Here is a 23,465-nt window from a genome sequence, read left to right as displayed (position 1 = left end):
GCGCGGACCCGGCCACCTCTCCCGGTCGAATCTCAGTCGACCGCGGTGACCTCCAGCAGCAGCGCCTGCTCCGGGTGCAGGGCCGGCAGTTGCAGCCCCACCGTCGCGAGCACCGCCCCGCTCAGCGTGGCCCCCTTCGGCAGCCAGCCCGGCTCGGTCATCTGCAGCACCGCCGGCTCCGGCACGCCCGCCGCCGGCCGTACCGCGTACCGCCGCCGCGGGTCCAGCCCGGGCAGCCGGACCGGCCCGGGGATCTGCGCGGCGGAGGTGCCCAGCCGGGACACCGCGTACACGGCCCGGGAACCGTCGTGGGCGACCACGCCGTGCGCCTGGACGGCCGGGTCGGGGTGGTCGACCCGGACCACCCGCCCGGTGTGCAGCAGCGGGCGCAGCCGCTTGTGCAGTGCCACCCAGGCGGCCAGCTCGGCGCGTTCGGCCGGGGTGATCGACCCGATGTCCCATTCGATGCCGTGGTGGCCGAAGAGCGCGGTCACCGCCCGGAAGCCCAGGTCGTGCACCCGGTGGGTGGTGTGCGAGCGCTCCGGTCCGATGTGCGTGCCGACGAGTTCCGGCGGGAGCAGCAGCCCGGTCCAGCGCTGGATGGCCAGGCGTTCCAGGGCGTCGTTGCAGTCGCTGGCCCAGACCCGGTCGGTGCGGCGCAGGATCTCCAGGTCGACCCGCGCGCCCCCGGAGGAGCAGCTCTCGATCTCCACGTCCGGGTGCCGGCGGCGCAGTTCGTCCAGGAGCCGGTAGACCGCGACGGTCTGCGCGTGCACCCCGGGCCGTCCGGCGTGGCCGGCCTCGGTGAGGTCCCGGTTGTGGTCCCACTTGAGGTACGCGATGCCGTCGTGCTCGGTCAGCAGCGCGTCGAGCCGGGACAGCAGGTGGTCGTAGGCCGCCGGGCGGGCCAGGTCGAGCACCTGCTGGTGCCGCCACTCGGGAGGCAGCCGGCCGGGTGCGGCGAGCACCCAGTCCGGGTGGGCGCGGAACAGGTCGGAGTCGGGGTTGACCATCTCCGGCTCGACCCAGAGCCCGAACTGCATGCCGTGCCCGCGTACGTGGTCGATCAGCGGTTGCAGCCCGTCCGGCCAGACGTCGGTGTCGACGTGCCAGTCGCCGAGGCCGGCCCGGTCGTGCCGGCGGCCCCGGAACCAGCCGTCGTCGAGGACGAACCGTTCGACCCCCACCTCGGCGGCCCGGTTGGCCAGGCTCTTCAGCCGGTCCAGGTCGTGGTCGAAGTAGACCGCCTCCCAGACGTTCAGCGTCACCGGTCGGGCCCAGCGCGGATGCTCCGGTCGGGCCCGCAGGTGGGTGTGCAGCACGTCGCTGAGCCCGTCCAGGCCGACGGTCGAGTGCACGGCGTAGAGCAGGGGGGAGGCGTACTCCTCGCCGGGGCCGAGCAGGATCTCGCCCGGGGTGAGCAGCTCGCCACCGCCCAGGGTGGACTCCCCGGTGGGGCGACGCTCGGCGACGGTGACGTGGTCGCCGCTCCAGGCGGTGTGCACCGCCCACACCTCGCCGTGGCCGAAACCGAAGCCGGGGGTGCCGGCGACCAGCAGCAGGGTGGCGTCGTGTCCGGTGCGGCCGTGCCGACCCTCGCGGACCCAGGCGCCCATCGGCCACGGGTGCCGCTGCGGCGCGCGTTCCCGGCACCAGCGGCCGGTCAGGTCGAGCAGTTCGGTGGCGACCGCCGGCACCGGCAGCACCGGCGTCAGCTCCCGCACCTCGTAGGGGGCCGCGCCGTCGTTGCGCAGCCGGTGCCGCAGCGTCAGCAGGCCGGTCGCGTCGAGGACGAGTTCGGTGGTCAGCGCGAGACCGGCGGCCGGGTCCGTCGCCCGCACGGTCACCCGCGCCGCGCCCGGCCCGCCGTGCGCACCGTCCTCCCCGGATACGACCACCGCGTCGCCGCCGAGGGCCGGGCGGCCCGGTTCCGGGCCGCCGTCGGACACGTCCACGCTGTCGAGCCGGAAGGCGGTGGACCAGTCCCGGCCGGCGCGGTGGCCGGCCAGGCCGGGGCGACCGCTCCAGCCGGCGCTCGCCTCGGGCAGCAGGGACAGCACGGTCGGCGCGTCGAAGCTGCTCGGCACGACCGGCGGGATGGTCGCGTCGACCAGCGCGGGCAGCTCGTCGGCGGGGAGTGGGCCGAGGTCGGCGCCCCAGTGCACGACCCGGGGCAGGCCGGGACCGCGTGCGTCGAGCACCAGGCTGGTCCGCGCCCGGCGCAGGTGGATGACGCTCGGATTCGTCATGGCCGCTCATCTTTCCGTGAGGGCACGCCGGGTTCCGTCACCCTCGGCGACGGAACCGGGCGGCCGGATCGCGATGAGCGACATGCCTGTCGGCCATGGTCATGACCGGCAGGCACGTCGCTGTTCTGGATGTCCGGTGGGGCCGGGAGTCGGACGCCCGGCCCCGACGTCAGCCCTTCGAGGCACCCAGGGTCAGGCCCCGGACGAACTGCTTCTGGAGCAGGAAGAAGATCACCAGGGTGGGGATCGCCACCAGCACCGAGCCGGCCGAGACGAGGTTGTTGTCGGTGAAGAACTCGCCGCGCAGGTTGTTCAGCGAGCTGGTCACCGGGAACTTGTCGCCGGTGCGCATCAGCACGGTGGCCCAGAAGAACTCGTTGTAGATCCAGGTGACCTCGAGGGTCGCCAGCGCCGCCAGGGCCGGCCGGCACAGCGGCATGGTCACCTGCCAGTACTGCCGCCACACGCTCGCCCCGTCGACCATCGCCGCCTCGTACAGGTCGCGGGGGAGGGCCTTCATGTAGTTGCTCAGCACGAAGACGCAGAAGCCGCACTGGAAGGCCACGTTGACCAGGATCAGCCCCCAGTAGCTGTCGTAGAGCAGCTCCGAGTCGCTCATGAAGGCCGGCAGCGGAACCTGGGTGAAGAGCCGGAACAGCGGGATCAGCAGCGCCTGCTGCGGCAGCAGGTTCGCCGCCGTGAACAGACCGAGCAGGATGATGTTGGTCTTCCAGCTGAACCGGGCGATGACGAACGCCACGCAGGAGGCCAGGAAGAGCGTCAGCAGCACCGCCGGAACGGTGATGTAGGCCGAGTTGACGAAGTGCTTGCCGAACTCGGCGGTCTGCCAGGCGGTGACGTAGTTGTCGAAGGTCCAGCCGCCGAGCGAGACGTAGCCGTTGGCGGCGGTGTAGTCGTAGGACCGCAGCGAGGTCAGCACCGCCCAGAAGATCGGGAAGAGCCAGCCGACGGCCATCGCCCCCAGGAAAAGGTGCAGGGCCACCCGGGCGGGCCGCAGCGGCGCGCGCCGCGGGGCCGGCGTGGTGGCCGCCGGCTCACGGGTCAGGGTCGCGGTGCTCATCGCCGGTCCTCCCTCATCACGGTGGTCAGGTAGATGGTGATGAAGACCAGCGAGACGATCAGCATGATGGTCGCCAGCGCGGAGCCGAAGCCGATCCGGCTCGCCTCGCCCACCACGTTCTGGGTGACCAGGGCGGAGATCAGTTCGAGGCCGTTGCGGCCCTTGTTGATGACCCAGACCAGGTCGAACGCCCGCAGCGACTCGATCACCGTCACCACCAGCACGATGATGTTGATGGGCCGCATCACCGGGAAGACCACCCGGAAGAAGGTGCTGGTCTCCGAGGCGCCGTCGACCGCGGCGGCCTCCCGCAGCGACGGGTCGACGCCCTTCAGGCCGGCCAGGTAGAGCAGCATGATGTAGCCGACGTGTCGCCAGCCGGCGGCGAACATGACCGCCCAGATGTTGACGTTCGGGTCGCCGTACCAGTCGGTGTCGGTGCCGAGGACGGCGTTGAGCAGCCCCTGGTCGCGGGAGTAGATCAGCTGCCAGACGAAGCCGATCAGCGCCAGCGACAGCACCACCGGCAGGTAGAGCGCCGTCTGGTAGAACCGGCTGCCGCGAATCTCCTTGTCGAGCAGGACGGCGAGGAACATGCCGATCGGGGTGGCGACCACGAAGAGCGCCGCCAGCCAGAGCAGGTTGTTCTGCACGGCCGGGGTGAACGGCGGGTAGATGTTGATCACGTCGGAGTAGTTGCGGGCACCGACCCACTCGATCTCGCTGACCGGGCCGATGCCGTCCCAGTCGGTGCCGGAGAGCGCCACGGTCGCCAGCGCCGGCAGCCAGACCAGGCCGACGACGAGCAGCAGTGGTACGAGCACCATCAGCGTGATGATCACGCGGTCGGTGGTGGACAGGAGCCGTAGCCGGCGGCCGCGACCACCCTTGGTGGTGGTGGTCGCGGCCGGCGACGGCACGGCGGGATCCGCTTGGATCAGCGGCAGGTCGGACACGACGTCCTCCCCCTCTCGCCGTCAGCTTGTGAAGATCGACTTCTTCTGGTTCTCGATGCTGGTCAGCAGCCCGGCGACGTCCTTCGGGTCCTTGATGAACTGCTGGAGCGCCGGGATGATCACCGTGGAGGCGAAGTCCGGCCGGGTGTCGCGGTCGAGGAACTGGGCGATCTCGGTGGCCGAGCCGACCAGCTCCGCGGCCTTCTTCTGCAACGCCGTGTAGCCGCTGGTGTCGGCGCCGGTGTTGGCGACCAGGGTGCTCGGGTCGTTCTTCACGGTGATGTTGGCGGCGTCCTTGGAGCCGACGTACTCCAGCAGCTTCTTGGCGTTCGCCTCGGACTTCGGCTTGCGGGCCATCATGTAGCCGTCGATCGGCGCGTCGAGGGCCTTCGCCCCGATCGTCGAGTCGATCTCCGGGAAGGTGAAGAAGTCCAGGTCGCTCTGCTCGTCGTTGCTGAACTGCTGGGCGACGAAGAGACCGAGCAGGTACATGCCGCTCTTCTTCTGCTGCAGCGACTGGGCGGCCTCCTGCCAGGTACGGCCGAGGGCGTCCGGCTGGTGCAGCGGCAGCAGGCCGGCCCAGGTGTCGAAGACCTTCTTGACCTTGTCGGAGGTCCAGGCCTCCTTGCCGGCCATCAGGTCGACGTGGAACTGGTAGCCGTTGATCCGCAGGTTGAGGATGTCGAAGGTGCCCATCGCCGGCCAGCCGTCCTTGTCGGCGAACGCGATGGGGTTGAGCCCGTCCTTCTTCATCTGCGCGCCGAGGGCGTTCAGGTCGTCGAGGGTCTTCGGCACCTGGTAACCGCGCTGCTGCCAGACGGACTTGCGGTAGAAGACCGCCCACGGGTAGTACGACGCCGGCACGAAGTACTGCTTGCCGTCGTCGCCGGTGGACGCCTTCTTGAACGCGTCGGAGTAGCCGGAGAGCTTGCCCCACACGTCGCTGACGTCGCTGGCCAGGCCCTTGGCGGCGAAGAAGCGCATCCGGTAGCCGGCGAACCACATGAACACGTCGTCCGGCTTGCCCTGCAGGTAGTTGTTGATGTTCTCCTGGAAGGTGTTGTGGTCGACGGTGTTCACCGCGGGCTGGATGCCGGAGGAGGTCTGGAACCCGGCCATCACCTTGGCGATGACGTCCTTGGGCTTCGGGTCCGACTGGTTCGAGCCGACCGAGACCGACTTGCTCTCCGACCCGGAGCCGGAGTCGGAGCCGCATCCGGCGAGCAGTCCGGTGCCGAGCAGCGCGCCCGCGCCGGCCGTGCCGGCGAGCAGCGAGCGCCGTCCGACGCCGGCGACGGAGGGCGGTACGAGCCGGGCCAGGTACTCGGCTTCGGTACGGGGACGGGACATGGTGCCTCCTGCGGAAGAAGAGGTGCGCTGCGCCCAAGGGCCGTCAGTGGTGGCGGGGTCCGACCTCCGGGAATGCCAACAAAGATCCACCGAGAACCAACATTGGCAAACACGAACTGCCGGTGGCGCTTGAAGCTACCCCTCCCTGCGTCGCTGTCAAGAGGGCAGCTCCGGATCGATATCGCAGTGTTGGCAACGGATTCCGGAGGTAAACGTTGGAAATTCTGCCGGTGTTGGAAAGTGTTGACTTGTTCGATCAGGCGGGGCACGCTCTCCGGCATGCGACAGGACCTCACGTGGCAGGGCGACGGGATCTTCTACGGCGCCGACTACAACCCGGAGCAGTGGCCCGAAGAGGTCTGGGCCGAAGACGTGGCGCTGATGCGCCGCGCTGGCGTCGACCTGGTCTCCGTCGGGATCTTCTCCTGGGCGCTGCTCGAACCGTCCCCCGGCCGGTGGGAGTTCGGCTGGCTGGACCGGGCCCTGGACGTCCTGCACGACGGCGGAATCCGGGTCGACCTCGCCACCGCCACCGCCAGCCCGCCGCCGTGGCTGGCCCACCGGCACCCGGAGACCCTGCCCCGCACCGCCGACGGCACCGTGCTCTGGCCCGGCGGACGCCAGGCGTACTGCCCCAGCTCGCCGATCTTCCGGGAGCGCTCGCTCGCCCTGGTCGAGGCGGTCGCCGGCCGGTACGCCGACCACCCGGCCGTGGTGATGTGGCACGTCTCCAACGAGCTGGGCTGCCACAACGTGCACTGCTACTGCGACGTCAGCGCCGAGGCGTTCCGTGGCTGGCTGCGCGAGCGCTACGGCGACCTGGACCGGCTCAACGACGCCTGGGGCACCACCTTCTGGAGCCAGCGCTACGGTGACTGGGCCGAGATCAACCCGCCGCGCACCGCGCCGACCTTCGCCAACCCCACCCAGCAGCTGGACTTCCTGCGCTTCTCCTCCGACGAGCAGCGCGCCCAGCTGCGCGCCGAGCGGGCGGTGCTGAAGCGGCTGGTCCGGCAGCCGGTCACCACGAACTTCATGATCGGCACCGGGATCAAGTACCTGGACTACCACTCCTGGGCGCCCGACGTGGACGTGGTCTCCAACGACCACTACCTGACCGCCGCCGACCCCCACTCACACCTCGGGCTGGCGCTCGCCGCCGACCACACCCGCGGCGTCGCCGGTGGCGACCCCTGGCTGCTGATGGAGCACTCCACCAGCGCGGTCAACTGGCAGCCGCGCAACGTCGCCAAGGCCCCCGGCCAGCTGCGCCGCAACAGCCTCGCCCACGTGGCCCGGGGCGCCGACGGGGTGCTCTTCTTCCAGTGGCGCGCCTCCCGGGCCGGCGCCGAGAAGTTCCACTCCGCGCTCGTCCCGCACGCCGGCACCGACACCAAGGTGTTCCAGGAGGTCTGCCGGCTCGGCGCCGACCTGAAGGCCCTCGCCGAGGTGCGCGGCAGCCGGGTCGAGGCCGAGGTGGCCGTCCTGTTCGACTGGGACGCCTGGTGGGGCGTGGAGCTGGACTCCCACCCCAGCGTCGACGTCACCTACCTCGACCGGATCGAGGCGCTGTACCGGGCGCTCTGGCGGGCCGGCGTCACCACCGACGTGGTGCACCCCTCGGCCGACCTCTCCGCGTACAAGCTGGTCCTGGCGCCCACGCTCTACCTGGTCCGCGACGCCGACGCCGAGGCCCTGCGCCGGTACGTCGAGGGCGGCGGCACCGCCCTGGTCACGTACTTCAGCGGCATCGTGGACGAACACGACCACGTCCGCCTCGGCGGCTACCCGGGCGCGTTCCGCGAGCTGCTCGGCATCCGTACCGAGGAGTTCTTCCCGCTGCGCGCCGGCGAGACGGTGCGCCTCGACGACGGCGCCACCGCCGACGTCTGGACCGAGTGGCTGCACCCGGAGGGCGCCGAGGTGCTCGCGTCGTACGCCGACGGGCCGCTGCCCGGCGTGCCCGCCCTGACCCGGCACCGGGTCGGCGACGGCGCCGCCTGGTACGTCGGCGCCCGGCTGGACGAGGCGGCCACCGGCCGGCTGGTCGCCCGGCTGATCGCCGAGGCCGGCGTGCGCCCACCGGTGGAGGCCCCGAGCGGCGTGGAGGTGGTTCGCCGCCGCGCCGGCGAGCGGTCCTGGCTCTTCGTGCTCAACCACACCGACGCCGAGGTCCGGCTCGACGTGACCGGCGTCGAGCTGCTCGGCGGGGCACACTGCGCCGGCGACCTGGTCGTCCCGGCCGGTGAGGTGGCGGTGGTACGCGAGGAAGGCGGCGCCGTGGCACCGCGGCCGGTCGACGCGTCGGACCCCCCGGCCCCGGCCTGACCTGCGTACCGTTTGCCCGTCCGTCCCGTGGAGCAGGAGGTCTGATGCTGGCCCAGCAACGGCAGAGCGCCATCCTGGAGCTGATCCGGCAGCGCGGCGGCGTGCGGGTCAGCCACCTGGTCAGCCGGTTCGGGGTCTCCGACATGACCATCCGCCGGGACCTGGAGGTGCTCGCCGAACGGGGGCTGGTCGACAAGGTGCACGGCGGGGCGACCCTCGCCGGGCCCGGCTCCGCCGAGGAGCCCGGGTTCGCCGCCAAGTCGATCCGCCAGCGGGGGGAGAAGCGGGCCATCGCCGACCGGGCGGCGGCGATGGTCGAGCCGGGCATGGCGGTCGCGCTCTCCGCCGGCACCACCACCGCCGCGCTGGCCACGCTCCTGGCCGACGTGCGGGGGCTGACCGTGGTGACCAACTCGATCCCGGTCGCCGACGCGCTCTACCAGAACCCGCGAGCCGACCAGACCGTCGTGCTGACCGGCGGCATCCGTACCCCGTCGGACGCGCTGACCGGGCCGGTGGCCGAGGCGGCGATCGCCGCCCTCAACGTCGACCTGCTCTTCCTCGGGGTGCACGGGATGAGCCCGCGCACCGGCTTCACCACTCCGAACCTGCTGGAGGCGGCGGTCAACCGACGGCTGATCGGGGCGGCCCGGCGCCTGGTGGTGCTGGCCGACCACACCAAGTGGGAGACGATCGGCATCGCCACCATCGCCCCGCTGGAGGAGGCGGACGTGCTGATCACCGACGCGAAGCTGCCGCCGGACGGACGCCGGCAGATCGGCGAGCAGGTCGGCGAGCTGATCGTCGTCGACGTGGGCTGAGCGCCGGAGCAGGACCTCCCAGGCGGCTCACAGCGGTACCGGCTAGGGTCCGTGCGTAGCGCAGTGCGCGCTCCATGGTGGAGCGCTGTCGGTGAAGCGGGAGTTGTGATGGTGTTCAAGAAGATGCTGAGCGCGTTCGGCGTGGGCGGGCCCAGCGTCGACACGGTGCTCGCCAACCCCAACACCCGGCCCGGCCTGACCCTCGACGGCCAGGTCAACCTGCTCGGCGGGGACGCCCCCGCCAACATCGAGCAGGTGACCGTGGGGCTGGTCACCCGGGTCGAGATCGAGGGCGGGGACACCGAGTACGCCGGCATCATGGAGTTCCAGCGGATGGCGGTCAGCGGCCCGCTCCAGCTGGCGCCGAAGCAGCAGCTCGCCATCCCGTTCCAGCTCGCGGTGCCGTGGGAGACACCGATCACCGACGTCTACGGCCAGCGCCTGCACGGCATGACGATGGGGCTGCGCACCGAGCTGGCGATCGCCCGCGCCGTCGACAAGAGCGACCTCGACCAGGTCAACATCCACCCGCTGCCGGTGCACGAGCGGATCCTGGAGGCGTTCCAGCGGCTCGGCTTCCGGTTCAAGCACGCCGACCTGGAGCGCGGCCACATCCGCGGCACCCAGCAGACGCTGCCGTTCTACCAGGAGATCGAGTTCTTCGCCGCGCCGCAGTACGCGCAGAGCGCCACCGAGGTCGAGCTGACCTTCGTGACCAGCCCGCACGGCATCGAGGTGATCCTGGAGTGCGACAAGCGCGGCGGCTTCCTCAGCCCCGGACACGACGCCTTCGGCCGTTACTCCGTCTCGCACGCCGACGCCGACCGGGTCGACTGGGCGCAGGTCGTCGACGGCTGGCTGCGCGAGACCACCTCCCGTTACGGCGGCCTGCGCGCCGCCGGCCACGGCCACCACGGCCGCGGCCACGGCATGGGCGGGATGGTCGCCGGCGCGGCCCTCGGCGTGGCCGGCGGGATGGTCGCCGGTGAGCTGATCGAGGACGCCTTCGAGGGCGACTTCGGTGGCGACTTCGAGTGACCCGCTGACGAGAGTGACCCGCTGACGACGTCGGCCCCCGGGACACCTGTCCCGGGGGCCGATGTGCTCAGGAACCGATCTCGTACGGTCAGTGGCGGGCCTTGCGCTCGTCACCGCTGCGGAAGTTGCTCCCGGCCTTGGCCAGACCGCGGCTGGCCATGTAACCGATGGTCAGCAGCGTGATGAAGAACCAGGCCTGCGGGGCGCGGAAGATGTCCACCCCGACGGAGTTCTTACCGACCAGGTACGACGCGGCGAGGATACCGATCACACCGGCGACGTAGACCCAGAATTCGGTCGTCGCGAACGACGGCTTGGTCTCCGTACCCGGCGCCTGCATCGGCTGATCGCGATGCCCGTCGTGCATCGCCGGCATCGGACGGGTGGTCTCGTTGACGGCCGTCCGGTTGGAGGCGTCCTGCATCGGCCGGTTGATCGGCCTGGTGGATGCAGCCTGCGTGCTCATCTGGTCCTCCTCAGGATTTGATGAGTACCTGCACTCCCTCGCCCCGTCACCGCGTATCGGCCACGGCACGGTTCGCCTGCTGTGGCGGGGGCACGACGGGGTTACCCGGCGGCTCCGAGCAGCTAACACCGGATCCCGGCCGGATCGCCGCCGGGCGCCGCGGGCGCGGTGCCACCGGCGGGGTACGTCGGCGCAGCCGGTTTGTCCGTCGGCTCAGCGGGCAGGCAGTGGATTACCGCCAGTTCTGCGAGGTGATGAACGTGCCTGAGAACGATCCGATGCGACAGTCCACCCGCAAGGCCGAGGACCGGCTCACCGCCGGCGTGTACGGCGAGGGCGCCCTGGACGAGGTGACCGTGCCGCAGACCGACCCGCTGCGGGTGATCCAGGAGCTGGACCCGGACGACCCGGCCGACTCGCCGATCGCCGCGGAGGTGCTGCGCGACGGCGGCCCGACCCGGGGGCAGGGTGCGGTCACCACGACCGGTGGCACCGCCGGCCCGGCGAGCGTGCGACGGGTGGCCAGACAGCCGGACCGGCACCCCGACGTGGCCCCGACCACCACCGGTGACGCCACCACCAGCGGCCTGAGCACCCCGGCCGGCGGCTCCACCAGCGACAAGTCCGCCAGCGGCAGCCAGGTCGGCAACTTCACCAACGACAAGGCGAATCCGGGCTGACCCGCGCGGCGATGACGGCGGAAGTGGTGGCCTCCGGAGGAGGCCACCACTTCCCGTGTCGGAGGGGTCAGCGGGTGGGGCGGAGGATGCCCAGGCGCTGGGTGGCGCGGGTGAGGGCGACGTAGAGGTCGCTGCGCCCGCGCGGGGACTCCGCGACGATGCCGTCGGGGTCGACCACCAGCACCGAGTCGAACTCCAGGCCCTTGGCCTGGCCGACGGTGAGCACCACCACCCGGTTCTCCAGTTCGGGCTGCTCGCCGACGGCCGCCTCGGGCAGCGCGGCGAGCACCGCGCCGGCCAGCTCGTCGATCCGGCCGGCCGGGACGATCACCCCGAGCCGGCCGTCGGCCAGCCCGGCGGCCTCCCGCGTCGTCGCCTCGACCAGCTCCCCGGCGAGCCGCCCGGCGGCGACCGTACGGTCCCACGGCGGCACGCCGCTGGCGCGTACCGAGCGCGGCGGGCGGAGCGCCGGATCGATCTCGGCGAGCACGTCGGCGGCGACCGCCATGATCTCCGCCGGGGTGCGGTAGCTCACGGTCAGCTCCTCCAACCGCCAGCGCCGCGCCACGTACGGCTCCAGCGCCTCACCCCAGGACGGGGTGCCGGAGAGCGCGCCGGTCTGCGCCACGTCCCCGACGATGGTCATCGAGCGGCTCGGGCAGCGCCGCATCAGCAGCCGCCAGGCCATCGGGGACAGCTCCTGCGCCTCGTCGACGATGACGTGCCCGAACGCCCAGCTCCGGTCGGCGGCGGCCCGCTGGGCGGTGGTCAGCCGGTCGGCCTCCTCCTGCCGTTCCAGCAGCCGGTCGGCGTCGATCAGGTCGGTGACGCCGAGGATCTCGCCGCCGTCCGCCTCGTCCTCCACGTCGATCGAGCGGGAACCGCGGGCGATCTCCAGCACGCCCTCGGCGTACTCGCGCTGGAAGGAGCGGATGCGTTCGCGGCGGGCGGCGGCGGCCCGCTCGTCCTCGCCGAGCAGCTCGGCGGCCTCGTCGAGCAGCGGCACGTCGGCCGGCGTCCAGCCGCCGCCCGGCTCGCGGTGCAGCAGCGCCCGCTCGGCCTCGGTGAGCATCGGCGCGGCGGCGGCGATCCGGTCGGTGGAGGCGTACAGGTCGGCCAGCAGCCGCTGCGGGGTGAGCACCGGCCAGAGCCGGTCGAGCGCGGCCCGGACCTCGGGCTCCTCCCGCAGCTCGCGGCGGATCTCGGCGAGGTCCGCCTCGTCCAGCAGGTTCTCCCCGCCCAGCGGGTCGGCTCCGATCCGCTCGGCGACCTGGCCGGCGAGCGCGTGCACGATCTCGACGTCGAAGAGCGCCCGGGCCAGGTTGTGCGGCCGGTCGGCGCGGCGGACCCGGTCGCGGGCCTCCCGGACGGTCTCCGGCTCCAGCCGGAGGATCTCCTGCTGCGGCAGTTCGATCTCCAGCGCCTCGTCGGGCACCCACTGCCGGTCGCGGACGGCGGCGGCGAGCACCTCGGCCAGCACCGCCCGCCCCTTGAGCGCCGCGGCCTCGGCCGGCTCGGCCCGCCGCGCGCTCACCCCGGGGAAGAGGTCGCCGGGGGTACGCAGCAGCACGCCCGTCTCGGCCAGCGCCGGGAGCACCTGGGAGATGTAGCGCAGGAACGTCGCGTTCGGCCCGACCAGCAGGACGCCGCGGGTGGAGAGCTGCTGGCGGTGGGTGTAGAGCAGGTACGCCGCCCGGTGCAGCGCCACCGCGGTCTTGCCGGTGCCCGGGCCGCCCTGCACCACCATGACGCCCGGCAGGTCGGCGCGGATGATCCGGTCCTGCTCGGCCTGGATGGTCTCCACGATGTCGCGCATCCGCCCGGTCCGCCCGGCGTTGAGCGCGGCGAGCAGCGACGCCTCGCCGGTCAGCTCCTCGTGGGCGGTGGGGGAGGCGGCGGCGATGTCGAGCATCTCGTCGTTGAGCCCGGTGACCTTGCGCTGCCGGGTGCGCAGGTGCCGGCGCCGGCGTACGCCCTGCGGGTTGGCGGCGGTGGCGAGGTAGAACGCCCGGGCGGCGGGGGCCCGCCAGTCCATCAGCAGCGGGTCGTAGTCGCCGCTGGTCTCGAAGATCCCGATCCGGCCGATGTAGTGCCGGGCGCCGTCGGCGTCGTCGAGGCGGCCGAAGGCCAGGCCGTTCTCCACCGCGGAGAACTGCTCGACCTGGTCGGCGTACATCCGTACGGAGCTGTCGCGCTGGGACCGGGCCTGCAACGTGCCGCCGGTGGTGCGCAGCTCCTCGGCGAGCCGTCGGGCGGCCTGCTCGCGCATGCCGTCCAGCCGGTCGTAGAGCATGGAGACGTACTCCTGCTCACGACCGATCTCGTCCTCGTGCTGCCCCAGCTCCCCGGAACCGCCGGATTGCGTTGACAAGCCGTCTCCTTGTCGATTATTATTGCGCCAGGAATGGCTGCGATCAGCCATTCCTTTTTGTGTCTGAACTGAGAAAGATACCGTGCGCCGGGCCACCGCACCAAGCCCCGCGACCACGTCACACTCCCACGCCACGGCCCCGCCGCGCCGCGCGTTGGCGGACCCTCGGCGCCGGCGGCCCTCAGCCGCGGCGGGTGCAGACCTCGCGGGCCTTGGCCACGGTGTCGGTGTTCCAGACCACGGCCACGGTGAAGCAGTAGTCGGTGGCGCGGTCCAGCCCGTAGACCACGAAGCTGGTCGTCCCGGCCGGCAACTCCCGGAAGGCGCGCGGATCCTGGCCGGCCCGGCCACCGGAGATGACCACCGGCCCCTCGGCGCCCGCCGGGTACGTCCAGTCCAGCGCGATGTTGTCCCGGCGGTCCCGCAGCTTGACCGCGCCCGGCGCGGTCCCCGGCGGGGCCGCAGCCACCGTGGGGGAGGCCGGCGGGGTCGAGGCCGTGGCGGAGGTCGGCGGCTGCGCGGCGGGACCGTCGTCGTCGCCGTCCACCTGGGACACCCCGGCCACCACCGCGGCGGTGCCCAGCAGCACCACGGCCACCCCGGCGACCACCGCCGGCGTGGCCCGGAGCCGGCGCGGCGGCGGCGCGTGGCGCCCGGGCACCACCACCGGCAGCAGGCGGGACCGGTCCGGGCCGGGATCCACCCGGCGCACCCCGTCGGCCTCCTCGGCGTACCCGCCGGCCAGCCCGACCACGGACGGGGGGACCGGGTCGTGCGGCGGTCGGTCGGCGTCCGGGGTTGGCTCGGGCGGCCGCCAGCCCTCCCGCGGGTCGTCCGGGTACGCGCCGTCGTCCGGGGGGAGCCGCTGCCCGGGCACCGTCGGCGGGTACGTCTCGTCGGGCGGGGTCACCGGCCAGACCGGCGGGTCGGGCGGCCCCTCCGACCGCGGCGGGGTCCGGGCGGCCGGCACCACCGGCGCCTCCGGCACCGGAGGCTCCTCGTCGGGGCACACGTGGTCCGGATCGGCGGCGGCCCGGGCCAGCGCGGCGACCTGACGGGCCAGCGGGTCCTCGGGGGTCAGGTACGCCGCCGCGAGCTCGCGGGCGAGCGCGAGGTTGTCGTGCCCCTCGGCGAAGCGGCCGCAGTCGCGCTGCATGGCCCCGAGCCGGGCCAGCATCTTGATGCCGCTGGGATGCCCGTCGCCGTAGACCTCCCGGTGCAGCTCCCAGGCGTCCTGGAGGCGTTCCCGGGCCTGCCCGCACTGGCCGCGGGCGTACTCCACGGTGGCCAGATCGGCGTGCGCGGCGAGCACCCGCAGTGACTCCGGGCCGTCCCGGGCGGTCAGCTCCAGGATCACCTCGGAGTAGAGCCGGGCCGCGCGCGCGTCGCTGCCGACCCGGTGCAGCACCGCCGCGAGGGTGGCCGCCGCCGAGATGGTCCGCTCGTCGGAGCGGCCGTGGAGCCGGCTCGCCGCCGAGTACGCGAAGGCCGCCCAGCCGCGTGCGGAGTGCGGCTCGCCGAGCGCCACCAGCACCCGCGCCTGGAGCCCGGCGGCGTCGGCCAGCTCGGGCGAGGCGTGGTCCGGGCGGGGGTCGGCGTCGGTCAGCGCGTCGGAGAGCAGCCGCTGGGCGCCGGCCAGGTCGCCCGTGGACACCAGGTGGTGCGCCTGGACAGTCAGTTCACCGAAGCCGGAGGACACGCCCCATCGTGCTCACCCGGCGACGGTAAGTACAACCCTTGCCCGGGCGCAAGTTGGTCAAGAAGCGGTCAGGTGGTCGGTGAGGCTCTCGCTGATCCGGCGCAGCTGGTCGACCTGGGCGGGGCTGAGGGCGTCGAAGAGGTGACGGCGTACCCCTTCGACGTGACCGGGCGCGGCGGCGGCGAGGGCGTCGAAGCCGGCGTCGGTGAGCACGGCGACCTGGCCGCGCCGGTCGGTCGGGCACTCCTCCCGGCGGATCCAGCCGGCGGTCTCCAGTCGGGCGACGGCGTGCGAGAGCCGGCTCCGCGAGGAGCCGGTCGTCTCGGCCAGCTCGCTCATCCGCAGCTGCCGGCCCGGCGCCTCGGAGAGGCGGACCAGGATCTCGTAGTAGGCGTGCGGAATGCCCGCGTCGCGTTGCAGCTCGCGGTCGAGGGTCTCCATCAGCGCCCGGGAGGCGGTGAGGAAGGCCCGCCAGGTCCGCTGCTCGTCAGGGTCCAGCCACCGGGTCATGAGCACCATCATACGGCATCTAGTTGAGCGCTCAACCAAGCCGCGCTAGCCTCGACCCATGGGAATCCACCGCTTGAACCACGCCGTGCTCTACGTCGCCGACCTCGACCGCAGCGTCGCCTTCTACCGGGACGTGCTGGGCTTCCGCCCGGTCGCGATGACCCCGGACGGCTTCCGCGGCGCCACCTTCCTCCAGGCGCCCGACTCCACCAACGACCACGACCTCGGCCTCTTCGAGATCGGCGCGGCGGCCGGGCGGTCGCAGGCCGGCCGGGCCACCGTCGGCCTCTACCACCTGGCCTGGGAGGTGGACACCCTGGACGAGCTGGCCGCCACCGCCGACCGGCTGGCCGCCGCGGGCGCCCTGGTCGGCACCTCCGACCACGGCACCACCAAGAGCCTCTACGGGCAGGACCCCGACGGGCTGGAGTTCGAGATCGTCTGGCTCGTCCCGGCCGACCTGCTCGACGCCGCCGCTTTGAGCGCCCGCAAGCGGATCGGCCGGCTCGACCTGGACCGGGAGCGTCGGCGCTACGGCGGCCAGACCCGCGGCGGGGTGGGGATCTCCGTCCCGGCCTGAGGCGGCCATAGGGTAGAACGGCAGGATGTCGACCGACGCCGTCCTGCGTGAGCTGCTCGTCCGCCAGCTCGACCACTGGTTGCCGGGGGCGATGCACCGTTCCCGGCGGGCCACCCTCGCGCTGGCGTACGCCGGCGACCCCGGCACCGCCGAGACGGCCCTGCGGGTGGTGGCCGAGTTCGCCGACCGGCTGCGCGGCCGGCGGCTGACCGTGCTGGTGCTGGCCGGCGGGGGACCGGAGCTGACGGCCCGGCTCGGCGCGGTCGAGGCGACCCTGCCCGCCGACGTCGCCGTGCACGTGGTGCCCGGCGATCCGAGCCGGCTGCCGGTCACCCTGAAGGCCGCCGGGGCCGCCGGCGCGCCGCTGCTGACCCTGGTCGACGGCGTCCTGCCCGACCCCGCCGTGCTGGCCGCCGCGGCCGGTGGCCGCCCGGCCGAACTGCTGGTCACCTGCCCGGCCCCGGCGACGCTGCGCCCGGCGCTGACGGCGGCCGGCTTCCCGCTCGTCACCGAGGTGGAGCTGGTCCCCGCCGACGGCTCGCCGGCCCGGCTGCTCGCGTTCGGCACCGGACTGGACAAGAGCCTGGAGGCGTTCAAGGACGCGCTCTGGGAGGCCGACGAGTTCGCCGGGGTGCGCTACCGCGACCCGGCCGACCCGGCCGGCGGGCTGCTGGAGATCGCCCTGCACCCCGAGCCGGGGCCGCTGCGCCGCGAACTCCTCGCCGAGCTGGACCGGTCCGGCCCCCGTACGGTCACCGAGCTGCGCCGGCACACCCTGACCGCGACCGTCTACCGGGCCGCCGACACCGTCCGGACCCTCGACACCCTGCTCCAGGCCGGCGTGCTGCGCCGCGACCCGGAGCACGGCCGGCTCGGCGGCGACGTGACCATCAGCCCCGGCCCTGCCCCGGACGCTCGGTCAACTGCCTGACCACGATGGACGCTCCGGTGGCGATAACCCCGATGCTGAAGGCCATCTGCGCGCAGACCACCAGCCGGGCGATCTGCCCCTGCGGGTGCACGTCGCCGTAGCCGATGGTGGTGAGAGTGGCCAGGGCGAAGTAGAGCGCGTCGATCCGGGTGTCCAGGTTGGCGAACTCGTCGGGCCGGCTCATCGCGACGACGTAGTCGGCGAGGGCGAAGGTCAGCAGCCCCGCGAACAGGGCGACGGAGAGCCGGATCAGCGAGCGGACCTCGGACTCACCACGCGGCGCGGCGGCGGTGAGCTGCCGGCGTACCTGCCGGGTGACCAGCAGCGCGACGGTGGCCACCAGTAGCGCGGCGGCGGTGGAGCGCAGCACCAGCCGGGTGGTGTCCGGGTCGGCCTGGACCGGCACCAGGAAGTAGGCGAGAAGCAGCAGTGCCGCCACCACCAGCGCGTGCCGTCGGTCCCGTCGGTTGCCGCCCATCCGGCGATTGTCCGACGGGGACGCCGCGGCCAGGCCGGAAACGGCGAAGCGGGGCACGTCGTACGGCCGGCGGAACGTCGAGCGGGGTGCCGGTGAACCACCGGCACCCCGCTCGACGTCGGGACGTCATGCCCGGGACTTGTCCTGCTTCCAGGAGAGCGGCCCCGGCAGGTCCACCCGGTGCGCCTTGGCCTTCGAGTTCCAGGACCAGCGACCGATCTTGATGCTCCACGAGGAGAAGCCGTTCTCGGTGAAGTTCAGGATGATCGGCCCGTACTTCTTGCGCTTGCGGAACATCAGACCCATCGTGGGCTCCCTTCGCGTTCCCCGTAATGCCCTGCTGTCTCGGTTCCGAACATGCCCGGACGGGGAAATCACGAAACCTGCTTCCGTTCCGCAGTGGACGGTGTCGGGCGCCCCGGATCCGGTCGATGCCGCCGGACCTCGGACGAAGCCCGACGGTCTGATCAGCGGGATTCCCAGGCGTCCGGCAGGGCGGTCAGCTTCCGCACGTGCGCCGGCATCCGGCCGCTGACCACCTCGGCCAGGCTCACCTCGTCGAGCACCTGCCGGACGGCGGCCCGCACGGCGACCCAGAGCCGGGGCAGGTTCTCCGCCGCGCCGTCGTAGCTGGTCTCCTCCGGGCGCAGGCCGCGCACGCCGGCCAGCGGGCCCTCCACGGCGCGCAGGATCGCCCCGACGGTGACCTCGCGGGGCGGTCGGGCCAGGGTGTAACCGCCCTCCGCGCCCCGTTGAGCCCGGACGATCCCGGCCCGGCGCAGGTCGGCCAGGACGGCCTCCAGGAACTTGCGGGGCATGTCCTGCTCGGTGGCGATCGCCTGGGTGGAGAGCAGCGACGGGTACGCGGTGGCCAGGCTCAGGGCCGCCCGTACCGCGTACTCGCCGCGCGCGGAGATCTGCACCCCGCCATCATGCCCGGCCCTCACGCACCGGGGCGTCGGTGGGCCGGCGCGGCCGGACGATCCGCGCGGGCGGCTGGTCCCGGGCGGCCCGGAACGCGCCCGGGCTCATCCCGACCTCCCGGGTGAAGAAGCGGCCGAAGTTCGTCGGCTCGGGAAAGCCGAGCCGGCGGCCGATCCGGGCCACCGGCTCGTCGGTGGCGGCGAGCAGCCGGCTGGCCTGGAGCGCGACCCGCTCGTCCACCACCTGCTTGGCGCTGCGCCCGGTCACCGCCAGGCAGGCCCGGGTCAGGGTCCGCACCGAGCAGCCCAACCGGGCGGCGTAGTCCTCCACCCGGCGGGTGTGCTGGTAGCCGCGCTCGACCTCCCGGCAGAGCCGGTGGAAGGTGGCCAGCTCGGCCCGCTGCGGGACATCCGCGTCGCCGGGCGCACCCTGCCCGCCCCGGGCGCCGCCGCGCGGGAGCAGGGCCAGCCGGAGCAGGAGCACGGCGAGCTGGTGGCGGAGCAGGCCGCGGGCGGCCGGGTCGTCGCGGTGCCGGCGGGTGTCCACCGCCAGCTGGCTCACCTCGTTGATCACCGCGTCCTCGTCCTCGCCGGCGAGCTGGTGGTGGGCCGGGACGGCGTCCGGGTCGACGTCCAGGCCGCGCAGCGCGTCGGCGTGCCAGCGCACCACCGTCGCGTCGAGCGGCGCGGTGCAGCGCAGCACCTGCCCGGGGTGGGCGCGCAGCAGGGTGCCGGGGCGGCAGGGCAGGGGGCGGAAGTCCAGCTCGGCGGTGCCGTGGCCGCCGGTCACCAGGACGAGCAGGTCCGCGTCGAGCAGGACCGGCCGGCGCCACCCGGGCTCGGGGGCGAGGTCGCCGAGCTCCAGCAGGGCGATCTCGGACCAGGGCAGGTCGTTACGGGCCGGGGAGAGCTGACCGGAAGGGACCATCCGGTCGACGGTAACCGGCGGGGCGGGCGGTCGCATCCCGGCGACGGGACTTCCGCCGCCACCCCGGCGACGCGCGGGCCGGCGTCGCGTCGAGGGTTGTCCGGCCGCCGGGGCCGGGCTAGGTTACCGAGCGGTAGGCAGCCGGCGCGGCGAGGAGATGGGCATGACGGACCTGTTCGCGGTCGACGGCAAGACGGTGCTGGTCACCGGCGGTTCCCGGGGGATCGGGCTGATGATCGCCCGAGGGTTCGTCCGGGCCGGCGCCCACGTGATCATTTCGTCCCGGAAGGCCGACGTGTGCGAGTCGGTGGCCGAGGAGCTCTCCGCCGAGGGGCGCTGCGAGGCGATCCCCGCCGACCTGGCCGACGACGCGGGCGCCGAGGGGCTGGCCGCCGCCGTCCGCGCGCGCAGCGACCGGCTCGACGTGCTGGTCAACAACGCCGGGGCGACCTGGGGTGCGCCGCTGGAGGCGTACCCGGAGAGCGCCTTCGACAAGCTCTGGGCGGTGAACGTCAAGGCGGTCTTCCGGCTCACCACCGCGCTGCTGCCGGCGCTGCGCGCCGCGGCCAGCCCCGACGACCCGGCCCGCGTGATCAACATCGGCTCGGTCGACGGGCTCCGGGTGCCGTTCATGGAGGTGTACGCGTACTCGGCGACCAAGGCGGCCGTGCACATGCTGACCCGCAGCCTCGCCCACCAGTTGGCCGGCGAGCACATCACGGTGAACGCGATCGCCCCGGGCCCGTTCGAGAGCAGGATGATGGCGTTCGCGCTGGACGACCCGACGTCCCGGGCGGCGATCGAGCAGCAGGTGCCGCTGGGACGGATCGGCCGGCCCGAGGACATGGCCGGCACGGCGATCTACCTGTCGTCCCGGGCGGGGGCGTACCTCACCGGCGCGGTGATCCCGGTGGACGGCGGCATCACGACGCACGGCTGAGCGCCCCCGGCGAACGGTGCGGGGCGCACGGTTTCGGGCGTACCTGAGCGTGTAGCCGGAGCCGCGCGGACTCGGCAGATCCGCGCGGCCCCGGTTCGGTCTGGTCAGCGACCGGCGAGCAGCCGGTTCACCGCCGTGTCGACGTCCAGGTGCTCGGCCTCGCGGCCGCGCGGGACGACGACGTAGGTCCGCCGCAGGAAGCGCACCAGGACGCTGCGCGGCACCTCGAAGAGAGCGTTGCCGTCGGGCGACGACAGCGCGAGCGCGACGAAGTCGCCGCGCGGGGTGGCCCAGGGCCAGACCCGGACGTCGCCGATGCCGGCCGGCTCGTCGAGGCCCGTGACCAGCAGTTCGCGGGCGAAGGACCAGCTCACGGCCTCACCGCCGGCGGATTCGGCGTGGAACAGGACATGGACCGCATACGGGTCAGCAGGGTCGTAGCGCAGGCTGGCACGCACCGGCAAGGCGGTGGCGTCAGGTGCGACGAGCCTTAGCGACGTCTCGACCTCTACGGTCGTCGGTCGGATGACACTCATGGACGTTCTCCCCCCGGCACCGCTGCGGAACGCGCGTGTCCCGCTTTTCCCATACTCAGGTGCTACCTCTGGCTACGCTCCGCCATACGCTGACTTCACCCAGTGGTGGGAAGGGGGTCGGAAACGCCGCGAGAATGTGAGAATTCTTGTAGGATTTCCGGTTCTGCCCAGTGCGGGGGCCCGCCCGAAGTCGGGTGGTTCAGTCGTCGACTTACTCCGGTAACGTCCAGTGGTCTGCAGTAGTGACGGGCCGGGGCGACACTGAGGGGTGAAATGGTCACCAACCGTTCCTCAATGGATGCGTCGAGGGCGACCGAATCACCGAAAGTAGGGGTCCTAGCAGCCGAAAGGCGGGGGTACGGGGTGCCGATGGAGCGACACGAACGGGACGGACGGCCGGCGTCGGGGGGCGCCCACCAGGGCCGTGGCCCCCGTCCTGGCGCCAGCGGCGTCGCGCTCGCCGAGCGGCGCCTCACCGGGTGGCGAGGACGGGTCCGGACCACCCTCGACCTCATCCGGGCGAACCCCACCGGTCGGATCGCGCTGAAGATCTTCATTGCCATCGCTGGCGCCCTCGTCGTCACCGTCGGTATCGCCCTCATCCCGCTCCCCGGGCCGGGCTGGCTGATCGTCATCGGCGGACTCGCCATCTGGGCGGTCGAGTTCCACTGGGCGCGACGGCTGCTCGCCTTCACCCGGCGACACGTCCACGCCTGGACCCGGTGGGTGACCACCCAATCACTGCCCGTCCGGTTCGTGCTCGGGGCGGTGGGCCTGGTCTTCGTCGCGGTCGTGGTGTGGCTGTCGCTCAAGTACAGCCTCGGCATCGACCTCGTGGCGCGGCTGCTGCACTACCTGGCCACCAACTGAGCTGCCGATCATCGGGTGCTCCGGGGGTCGCCCGCGGCACGCGGACCCCGGATTTCCGGTCCGGTCCCACGATCAGGTAGAGTCATCGTCGCTGAGGGCGATTAGCTCAGCGGGAGAGCGCTTCGTTCACACCGAAGAGGTCACTGGTTCGATCCCAGTATCGCCCACCATTGAAGTAACGCAGAAGAGCCACCCTCGGAAGAGGGTGGCTCTTGCTGATTCCATCGTCAGTTGTCGTTGGGCGTCAGCGGATCGTCAGCGAACGCGTCGCGGATGCGTTGATCCCGCCCGTCCGACCGATGGGTGTAAAGGTTCAAAGTCGTTGACGGCTTCTCGTGGCCCATCACCGCCTGGACGTCGTTGACCGGGACGCCCCGCGACACCAGCTCCGTCGCGTACGAGTGCCGCAGGTCGTGGAAGCGGAGTCCGCTCGGCGCCATCTTCGCCACATGCGCGACCGCGTCCCGTTCGGTGGTGAACTCCGCGGTGCGCTTTACGCCCTCCAGGTCGATCCAGGCTGCTCGCCACTTGAAGTGGCCCAGGCGGCTCACGTCTCCGAGCAGCCCGGCGCGGACGAGCGACGGCCGCCAGACGCGAGCCCGGAACAGGGTTCGACGCAGCGGGCCAGCGGACGAGTTGGTGAACACCTCACCGCGAGGACCAGACGGGAACGCCTCACCATGGGCGGCCAGCAGGTCAACCGCGAAGTCAGGCACCGGGACGGTCCGCCGGCCAGCCCGAGACTTCGGATACGGCTTGATCGTGACGGTGCCGGCCACCTCGACGGCGACCCGGACCACCTCGACCGTCTTCGCGGCCAGGTCGAGCGACTCCCAGCGGAGCCCGGTGCACTCACCCCACCGCAGCCCGGTACCGCCGGCCAGGGCGACCAGCGCCCGATATCGGTCAGGGACGGCCGGCAGGAGCCGAGCGACCAGATCCGCGCGGGACAGCACGCGCCCGTCGGTGTCCTTCTTCCGCCGTGACGGCACCTTGACGCCCTCGCACGGATCGGCGCCGATGAGCCGATCACGAACCGCCGTGCGGAGGACGGCCGACAGCAGCCGGTAGCACTCGGCCACGGTGGCAGGGGAGCGACGGGTGCCGAGGTCCGTCACCCAGCGCTGAACGGCGAGATGATCGATGCGGGACAGGGGCACGTCCGACCAGCGAGGCAGGACGTGGGTTCGCAGGATCGAGGCGTCCCGCGCCCTTGTGGTCAGCTCGTCGTTGCGGGACTCCCGCCACCGTTCCGCGTACTTCCCGAACAGCAGACGGCCGGCGTGCGGGTCGACGTACCCGCCGCGGGCGATGGCGGTTTCCGTCTCGGCGAGGAAGGCCGCCGCCTGCCGTCGGGTCGGGAAGGTCTTGGCCTTCTGCCGGCCGCTCGCGTCACGCCAGTTGGCGCGGAAGGTGCCCGCAGGCGTCTTGACGATGTGTCCCATCAGGCCCACCCCTCCGGGCCGTCGGCCTGCTCGGTGGTCTCGTTGAGCCAGTCGTGGAATCGCTTCTTGGGGATGACCCAGCGTCCGCCGAGCTTGCGGGCGGGTATCTCGCCCTCACGGACCAGGGCGTAGGTACTGCCCAGAGAGAGGGAGAGCAGTCGGGCGACCTCGCGGACGGAGTAGACGGCCCGGCTGTCGCCGCTGCGCAGGAGCCGGCCGGGTAGGTCGGGGCCGGCGGTCAGGCGAGTGGCGGTGGGGATGGTGGCGCGTTCCATGATTCCTCCG

General features: G+C 72.7%; 23 protein-coding genes and 1 tRNA gene. 9 read left to right on the top strand and 15 right to left on the bottom strand.

The genetic code is table 11. From position 1 onward, the window contains the following. Window positions 1-32 precede the first annotated feature (32 nt). The 4 genes from V6U79_RS25090 to V6U79_RS25075 form a co-directional block, all read right to left on the bottom strand. A complete protein-coding gene (locus V6U79_RS25090; RefSeq protein WP_334525148.1) occupies window positions 33-2,249 on the bottom strand; it encodes an alpha-galactosidase in 2,217 nt (738 codons plus the stop codon). A 169-nt stretch (window positions 2,250-2,418) separates the two neighbouring features. Beyond that, entirely contained in the window at window positions 2,419-3,330 is a 912-nt protein-coding gene (locus V6U79_RS25085) for a carbohydrate ABC transporter permease (RefSeq protein ID WP_334525144.1), read from the bottom strand. Further along, complete coding sequence (locus tag V6U79_RS25080) at window positions 3,327-4,286, bottom strand: carbohydrate ABC transporter permease (RefSeq protein ID WP_334616052.1); 960 nt, start codon at window positions 4,284-4,286, stop codon at window positions 3,327-3,329. Before V6U79_RS25080 ends, V6U79_RS25085 begins: the two co-directional genes overlap by 4 nt. A gap of 21 nt (window positions 4,287-4,307) precedes the next feature. Beyond that, complete coding sequence (locus tag V6U79_RS25075) at window positions 4,308-5,636, bottom strand: ABC transporter substrate-binding protein (protein ID WP_334525137.1); 1,329 nt, start codon at window positions 5,634-5,636, stop codon at window positions 4,308-4,310. Window positions 5,637-5,915: 279 nt separating this feature from the next. Here V6U79_RS25075 and V6U79_RS25070 point away from each other — a divergent pair, with 279 nt between their 5' ends. The 3 genes from V6U79_RS25070 to V6U79_RS25060 all read left to right on the top strand — a co-directional run bounded on the left by V6U79_RS25070 (window position 5,916) and on the right by V6U79_RS25060 (window position 9,823). After that, window positions 5,916-7,964 carry a beta-galactosidase gene (locus V6U79_RS25070; protein ID WP_334616051.1) on the top strand — a complete coding sequence of 683 codons (2,049 nt, stop codon included), beginning with the start codon at window positions 5,916-5,918 and terminating at the stop codon, window positions 7,962-7,964. Between the two features lie 44 nt (window positions 7,965-8,008). Continuing rightward, a complete protein-coding gene (locus V6U79_RS25065; RefSeq protein WP_334525131.1) occupies window positions 8,009-8,785 on the top strand; it encodes a DeoR/GlpR family DNA-binding transcription regulator in 777 nt (258 codons plus the stop codon). Window positions 8,786-8,893: 108 nt separating this feature from the next. Beyond that, window positions 8,894-9,823, top strand: coding sequence for a sporulation protein (locus V6U79_RS25060; protein ID WP_334616050.1), 930 nt, complete (start codon window positions 8,894-8,896; stop codon window positions 9,821-9,823). A gap of 88 nt (window positions 9,824-9,911) precedes the next feature. On the opposite strand, the gene V6U79_RS25055 is transcribed toward V6U79_RS25060, so the two are convergent. Beyond that, window positions 9,912-10,289, bottom strand: coding sequence for a hypothetical protein (locus tag V6U79_RS25055; protein WP_334525125.1), 378 nt, complete (start codon window positions 10,287-10,289; stop codon window positions 9,912-9,914). Between the two features lie 260 nt (window positions 10,290-10,549). On the opposite strand from V6U79_RS25055, the gene V6U79_RS25050 reads away from it, so the two are divergent. Then, complete coding sequence (locus tag V6U79_RS25050; protein WP_442933312.1) at window positions 10,550-10,969, top strand: hypothetical protein; 420 nt, start codon at window positions 10,550-10,552, stop codon at window positions 10,967-10,969. A gap of 67 nt (window positions 10,970-11,036) precedes the next feature. Here the strand turns inward: V6U79_RS25050 and V6U79_RS25045 are convergent, their stop codons facing one another. From V6U79_RS25045 to V6U79_RS25035, 3 genes are all read right to left on the bottom strand, one after another. Then, window positions 11,037-13,391 (bottom strand): HelD family protein, encoded by a 2,355-nt coding sequence (locus V6U79_RS25045; RefSeq protein WP_503629765.1) that lies wholly within the window; start codon window positions 13,389-13,391, stop codon window positions 11,037-11,039. A 130-nt stretch (window positions 13,392-13,521) separates the two neighbouring features. Then, the gene (locus V6U79_RS25040) at window positions 13,522-15,039 is read right to left on the bottom strand and encodes a tetratricopeptide repeat-containing protein (RefSeq protein ID WP_334616049.1); all 1,518 of its coding nucleotides are present in this window, start codon (window positions 15,037-15,039) and stop codon (window positions 13,522-13,524) included. Window positions 15,040-15,096: 57 nt separating this feature from the next. Next, complete coding sequence (locus V6U79_RS25035; RefSeq protein ID WP_334616056.1) at window positions 15,097-15,558, bottom strand: MarR family winged helix-turn-helix transcriptional regulator; 462 nt, start codon at window positions 15,556-15,558, stop codon at window positions 15,097-15,099. 49 nt (window positions 15,559-15,607) lie between these two features. Between V6U79_RS25035 and V6U79_RS25030 the strand changes: the two genes are divergently transcribed. Both V6U79_RS25030 and V6U79_RS25025 read left to right on the top strand, forming a co-directional pair. Beyond that, entirely contained in the window at window positions 15,608-16,129 is a 522-nt protein-coding gene (locus V6U79_RS25030; RefSeq protein ID WP_334616048.1) for a VOC family protein, read from the top strand. 25 nt (window positions 16,130-16,154) lie between these two features. Continuing rightward, on the top strand, window positions 16,155-17,060 hold the full coding sequence (locus V6U79_RS25025) for a hypothetical protein (RefSeq protein ID WP_334616047.1): 906 nt from the start codon (window positions 16,155-16,157) through the stop codon (window positions 17,058-17,060). Here the strand turns inward: V6U79_RS25025 and V6U79_RS25020 are convergent. The 4 genes from V6U79_RS25020 to V6U79_RS25005 form a co-directional block, all read right to left on the bottom strand. After that, complete coding sequence (locus V6U79_RS25020) at window positions 17,020-17,538, bottom strand: potassium channel family protein (RefSeq protein ID WP_334525111.1); 519 nt, start codon at window positions 17,536-17,538, stop codon at window positions 17,020-17,022. The two genes, V6U79_RS25025 and V6U79_RS25020, sit on opposite strands and share 41 nt — an antisense overlap. A gap of 126 nt (window positions 17,539-17,664) precedes the next feature. After that, window positions 17,665-17,844: a DUF4236 domain-containing protein gene (locus tag V6U79_RS25015; protein WP_208569874.1), complete on the bottom strand. Its 180-nt coding sequence runs from the start codon at window positions 17,842-17,844 to the stop codon at window positions 17,665-17,667. A 161-nt stretch (window positions 17,845-18,005) separates the two neighbouring features. Further along, complete coding sequence (locus V6U79_RS25010) at window positions 18,006-18,461, bottom strand: RrF2 family transcriptional regulator (RefSeq protein ID WP_334525108.1); 456 nt, start codon at window positions 18,459-18,461, stop codon at window positions 18,006-18,008. Between the two features lie 7 nt (window positions 18,462-18,468). Further along, window positions 18,469-19,389: a helix-turn-helix transcriptional regulator gene (locus V6U79_RS25005; protein WP_334616045.1), complete on the bottom strand. Its 921-nt coding sequence runs from the start codon at window positions 19,387-19,389 to the stop codon at window positions 18,469-18,471. A gap of 163 nt (window positions 19,390-19,552) precedes the next feature. On the opposite strand from V6U79_RS25005, the gene V6U79_RS25000 reads away from it, so the two are divergent. Beyond that, window positions 19,553-20,329: an SDR family oxidoreductase gene (locus V6U79_RS25000; protein WP_334616044.1), complete on the top strand. Its 777-nt coding sequence runs from the start codon at window positions 19,553-19,555 to the stop codon at window positions 20,327-20,329. A gap of 104 nt (window positions 20,330-20,433) precedes the next feature. On the opposite strand, the gene V6U79_RS24995 is transcribed toward V6U79_RS25000, so the two are convergent. Next, the gene (locus V6U79_RS24995; protein WP_007457244.1) at window positions 20,434-20,865 is read right to left on the bottom strand and encodes an SsgA family sporulation/cell division regulator; all 432 of its coding nucleotides are present in this window, start codon (window positions 20,863-20,865) and stop codon (window positions 20,434-20,436) included. A 294-nt stretch (window positions 20,866-21,159) separates the two neighbouring features. Between V6U79_RS24995 and V6U79_RS24990 the strand changes: the two genes are divergently transcribed. Both V6U79_RS24990 and V6U79_RS24985 read left to right on the top strand, forming a co-directional pair. Then, entirely contained in the window at window positions 21,160-21,735 is a 576-nt protein-coding gene (locus V6U79_RS24990) for a TIGR02611 family protein (RefSeq protein WP_334616043.1), read from the top strand. Between the two features lie 95 nt (window positions 21,736-21,830). Then, window positions 21,831-21,905 (top strand) — tRNA-Val (locus V6U79_RS24985). A 57-nt stretch (window positions 21,906-21,962) separates the two neighbouring features. Here V6U79_RS24985 and V6U79_RS24980 read toward each other — a convergent pair. Both V6U79_RS24980 and V6U79_RS24975 read right to left on the bottom strand, forming a co-directional pair. Beyond that, a complete protein-coding gene (locus V6U79_RS24980; protein ID WP_334616042.1) occupies window positions 21,963-23,180 on the bottom strand; it encodes a tyrosine-type recombinase/integrase in 1,218 nt (405 codons plus the stop codon). Next, window positions 23,180-23,455: a helix-turn-helix domain-containing protein gene (locus V6U79_RS24975; protein WP_334616041.1), complete on the bottom strand. Its 276-nt coding sequence runs from the start codon at window positions 23,453-23,455 to the stop codon at window positions 23,180-23,182. Before V6U79_RS24975 ends, V6U79_RS24980 begins: the two co-directional genes overlap by 1 nt. Between the last annotated feature and the right edge of the window lie 10 nt (window positions 23,456-23,465).

Source organism: Micromonospora psammae, from assembly GCF_036902725.1.
GTDB lineage: Bacteria > Actinomycetota > Actinomycetes > Mycobacteriales > Micromonosporaceae > Micromonospora.
This window is presented reverse-complemented; position numbering and strand designations above follow the sequence as displayed.

Bases quoted from the DNA above. Each gene is read 5' to 3' on its own strand.
- V6U79_RS25020 (WP_334525111.1), bottom strand. From the start codon at position 17,538: ATGGGCGGCAACCGACGGGACCGACGGCACGCGCTGGTGGTGGCGGCA.
- V6U79_RS25000 (WP_334616044.1), top strand. From the start codon at position 19,553: ATGACGGACCTGTTCGCGGTCGACGGCAAGACGGTGCTGGTCACCGGC.
- V6U79_RS25085 (WP_334525144.1), bottom strand. From the start codon at position 3,330: ATGAGCACCGCGACCCTGACCCGTGAGCCGGCGGCCACCACGCCGGCC.
- V6U79_RS25045 (WP_503629765.1), bottom strand. From the start codon at position 13,391: ATGGCTGATCGCAGCCATTCCTGGCGCAATAATAATCGACAAGGAGAC.
- V6U79_RS25055 (WP_334525125.1), bottom strand. From the start codon at position 10,289: ATGAGCACGCAGGCTGCATCCACCAGGCCGATCAACCGGCCGATGCAG.
- V6U79_RS25015 (WP_208569874.1), bottom strand. From the start codon at position 17,844: ATGGGTCTGATGTTCCGCAAGCGCAAGAAGTACGGGCCGATCATCCTG.
- V6U79_RS25005 (WP_334616045.1), bottom strand. From the start codon at position 19,389: ATGGTCCCTTCCGGTCAGCTCTCCCCGGCCCGTAACGACCTGCCCTGG.
- V6U79_RS25030 (WP_334616048.1), top strand. From the start codon at position 15,608: ATGGGAATCCACCGCTTGAACCACGCCGTGCTCTACGTCGCCGACCTC.
- V6U79_RS25025 (WP_334616047.1), top strand. From the start codon at position 16,155: ATGTCGACCGACGCCGTCCTGCGTGAGCTGCTCGTCCGCCAGCTCGAC.
- V6U79_RS25065 (WP_334525131.1), top strand. From the start codon at position 8,009: ATGCTGGCCCAGCAACGGCAGAGCGCCATCCTGGAGCTGATCCGGCAG.
- V6U79_RS25035 (WP_334616056.1), bottom strand. From the start codon at position 15,558: ATGGTGCTCATGACCCGGTGGCTGGACCCTGACGAGCAGCGGACCTGG.
- V6U79_RS24990 (WP_334616043.1), top strand. From the start codon at position 21,160: ATGGATGCGTCGAGGGCGACCGAATCACCGAAAGTAGGGGTCCTAGCA.
- V6U79_RS25090 (WP_334525148.1), bottom strand. From the start codon at position 2,249: ATGACGAATCCGAGCGTCATCCACCTGCGCCGGGCGCGGACCAGCCTG.
- V6U79_RS25070 (WP_334616051.1), top strand. From the start codon at position 5,916: ATGCGACAGGACCTCACGTGGCAGGGCGACGGGATCTTCTACGGCGCC.
- V6U79_RS25075 (WP_334525137.1), bottom strand. From the start codon at position 5,636: ATGTCCCGTCCCCGTACCGAAGCCGAGTACCTGGCCCGGCTCGTACCG.
- V6U79_RS24995 (WP_007457244.1), bottom strand. From the start codon at position 20,865: ATGAGTGTCATCCGACCGACGACCGTAGAGGTCGAGACGTCGCTAAGG.
- V6U79_RS25060 (WP_334616050.1), top strand. From the start codon at position 8,894: ATGGTGTTCAAGAAGATGCTGAGCGCGTTCGGCGTGGGCGGGCCCAGC.
- V6U79_RS24975 (WP_334616041.1), bottom strand. From the start codon at position 23,455: ATGGAACGCGCCACCATCCCCACCGCCACTCGCCTGACCGCCGGCCCC.
- V6U79_RS24980 (WP_334616042.1), bottom strand. From the start codon at position 23,180: ATGGGACACATCGTCAAGACGCCTGCGGGCACCTTCCGCGCCAACTGG.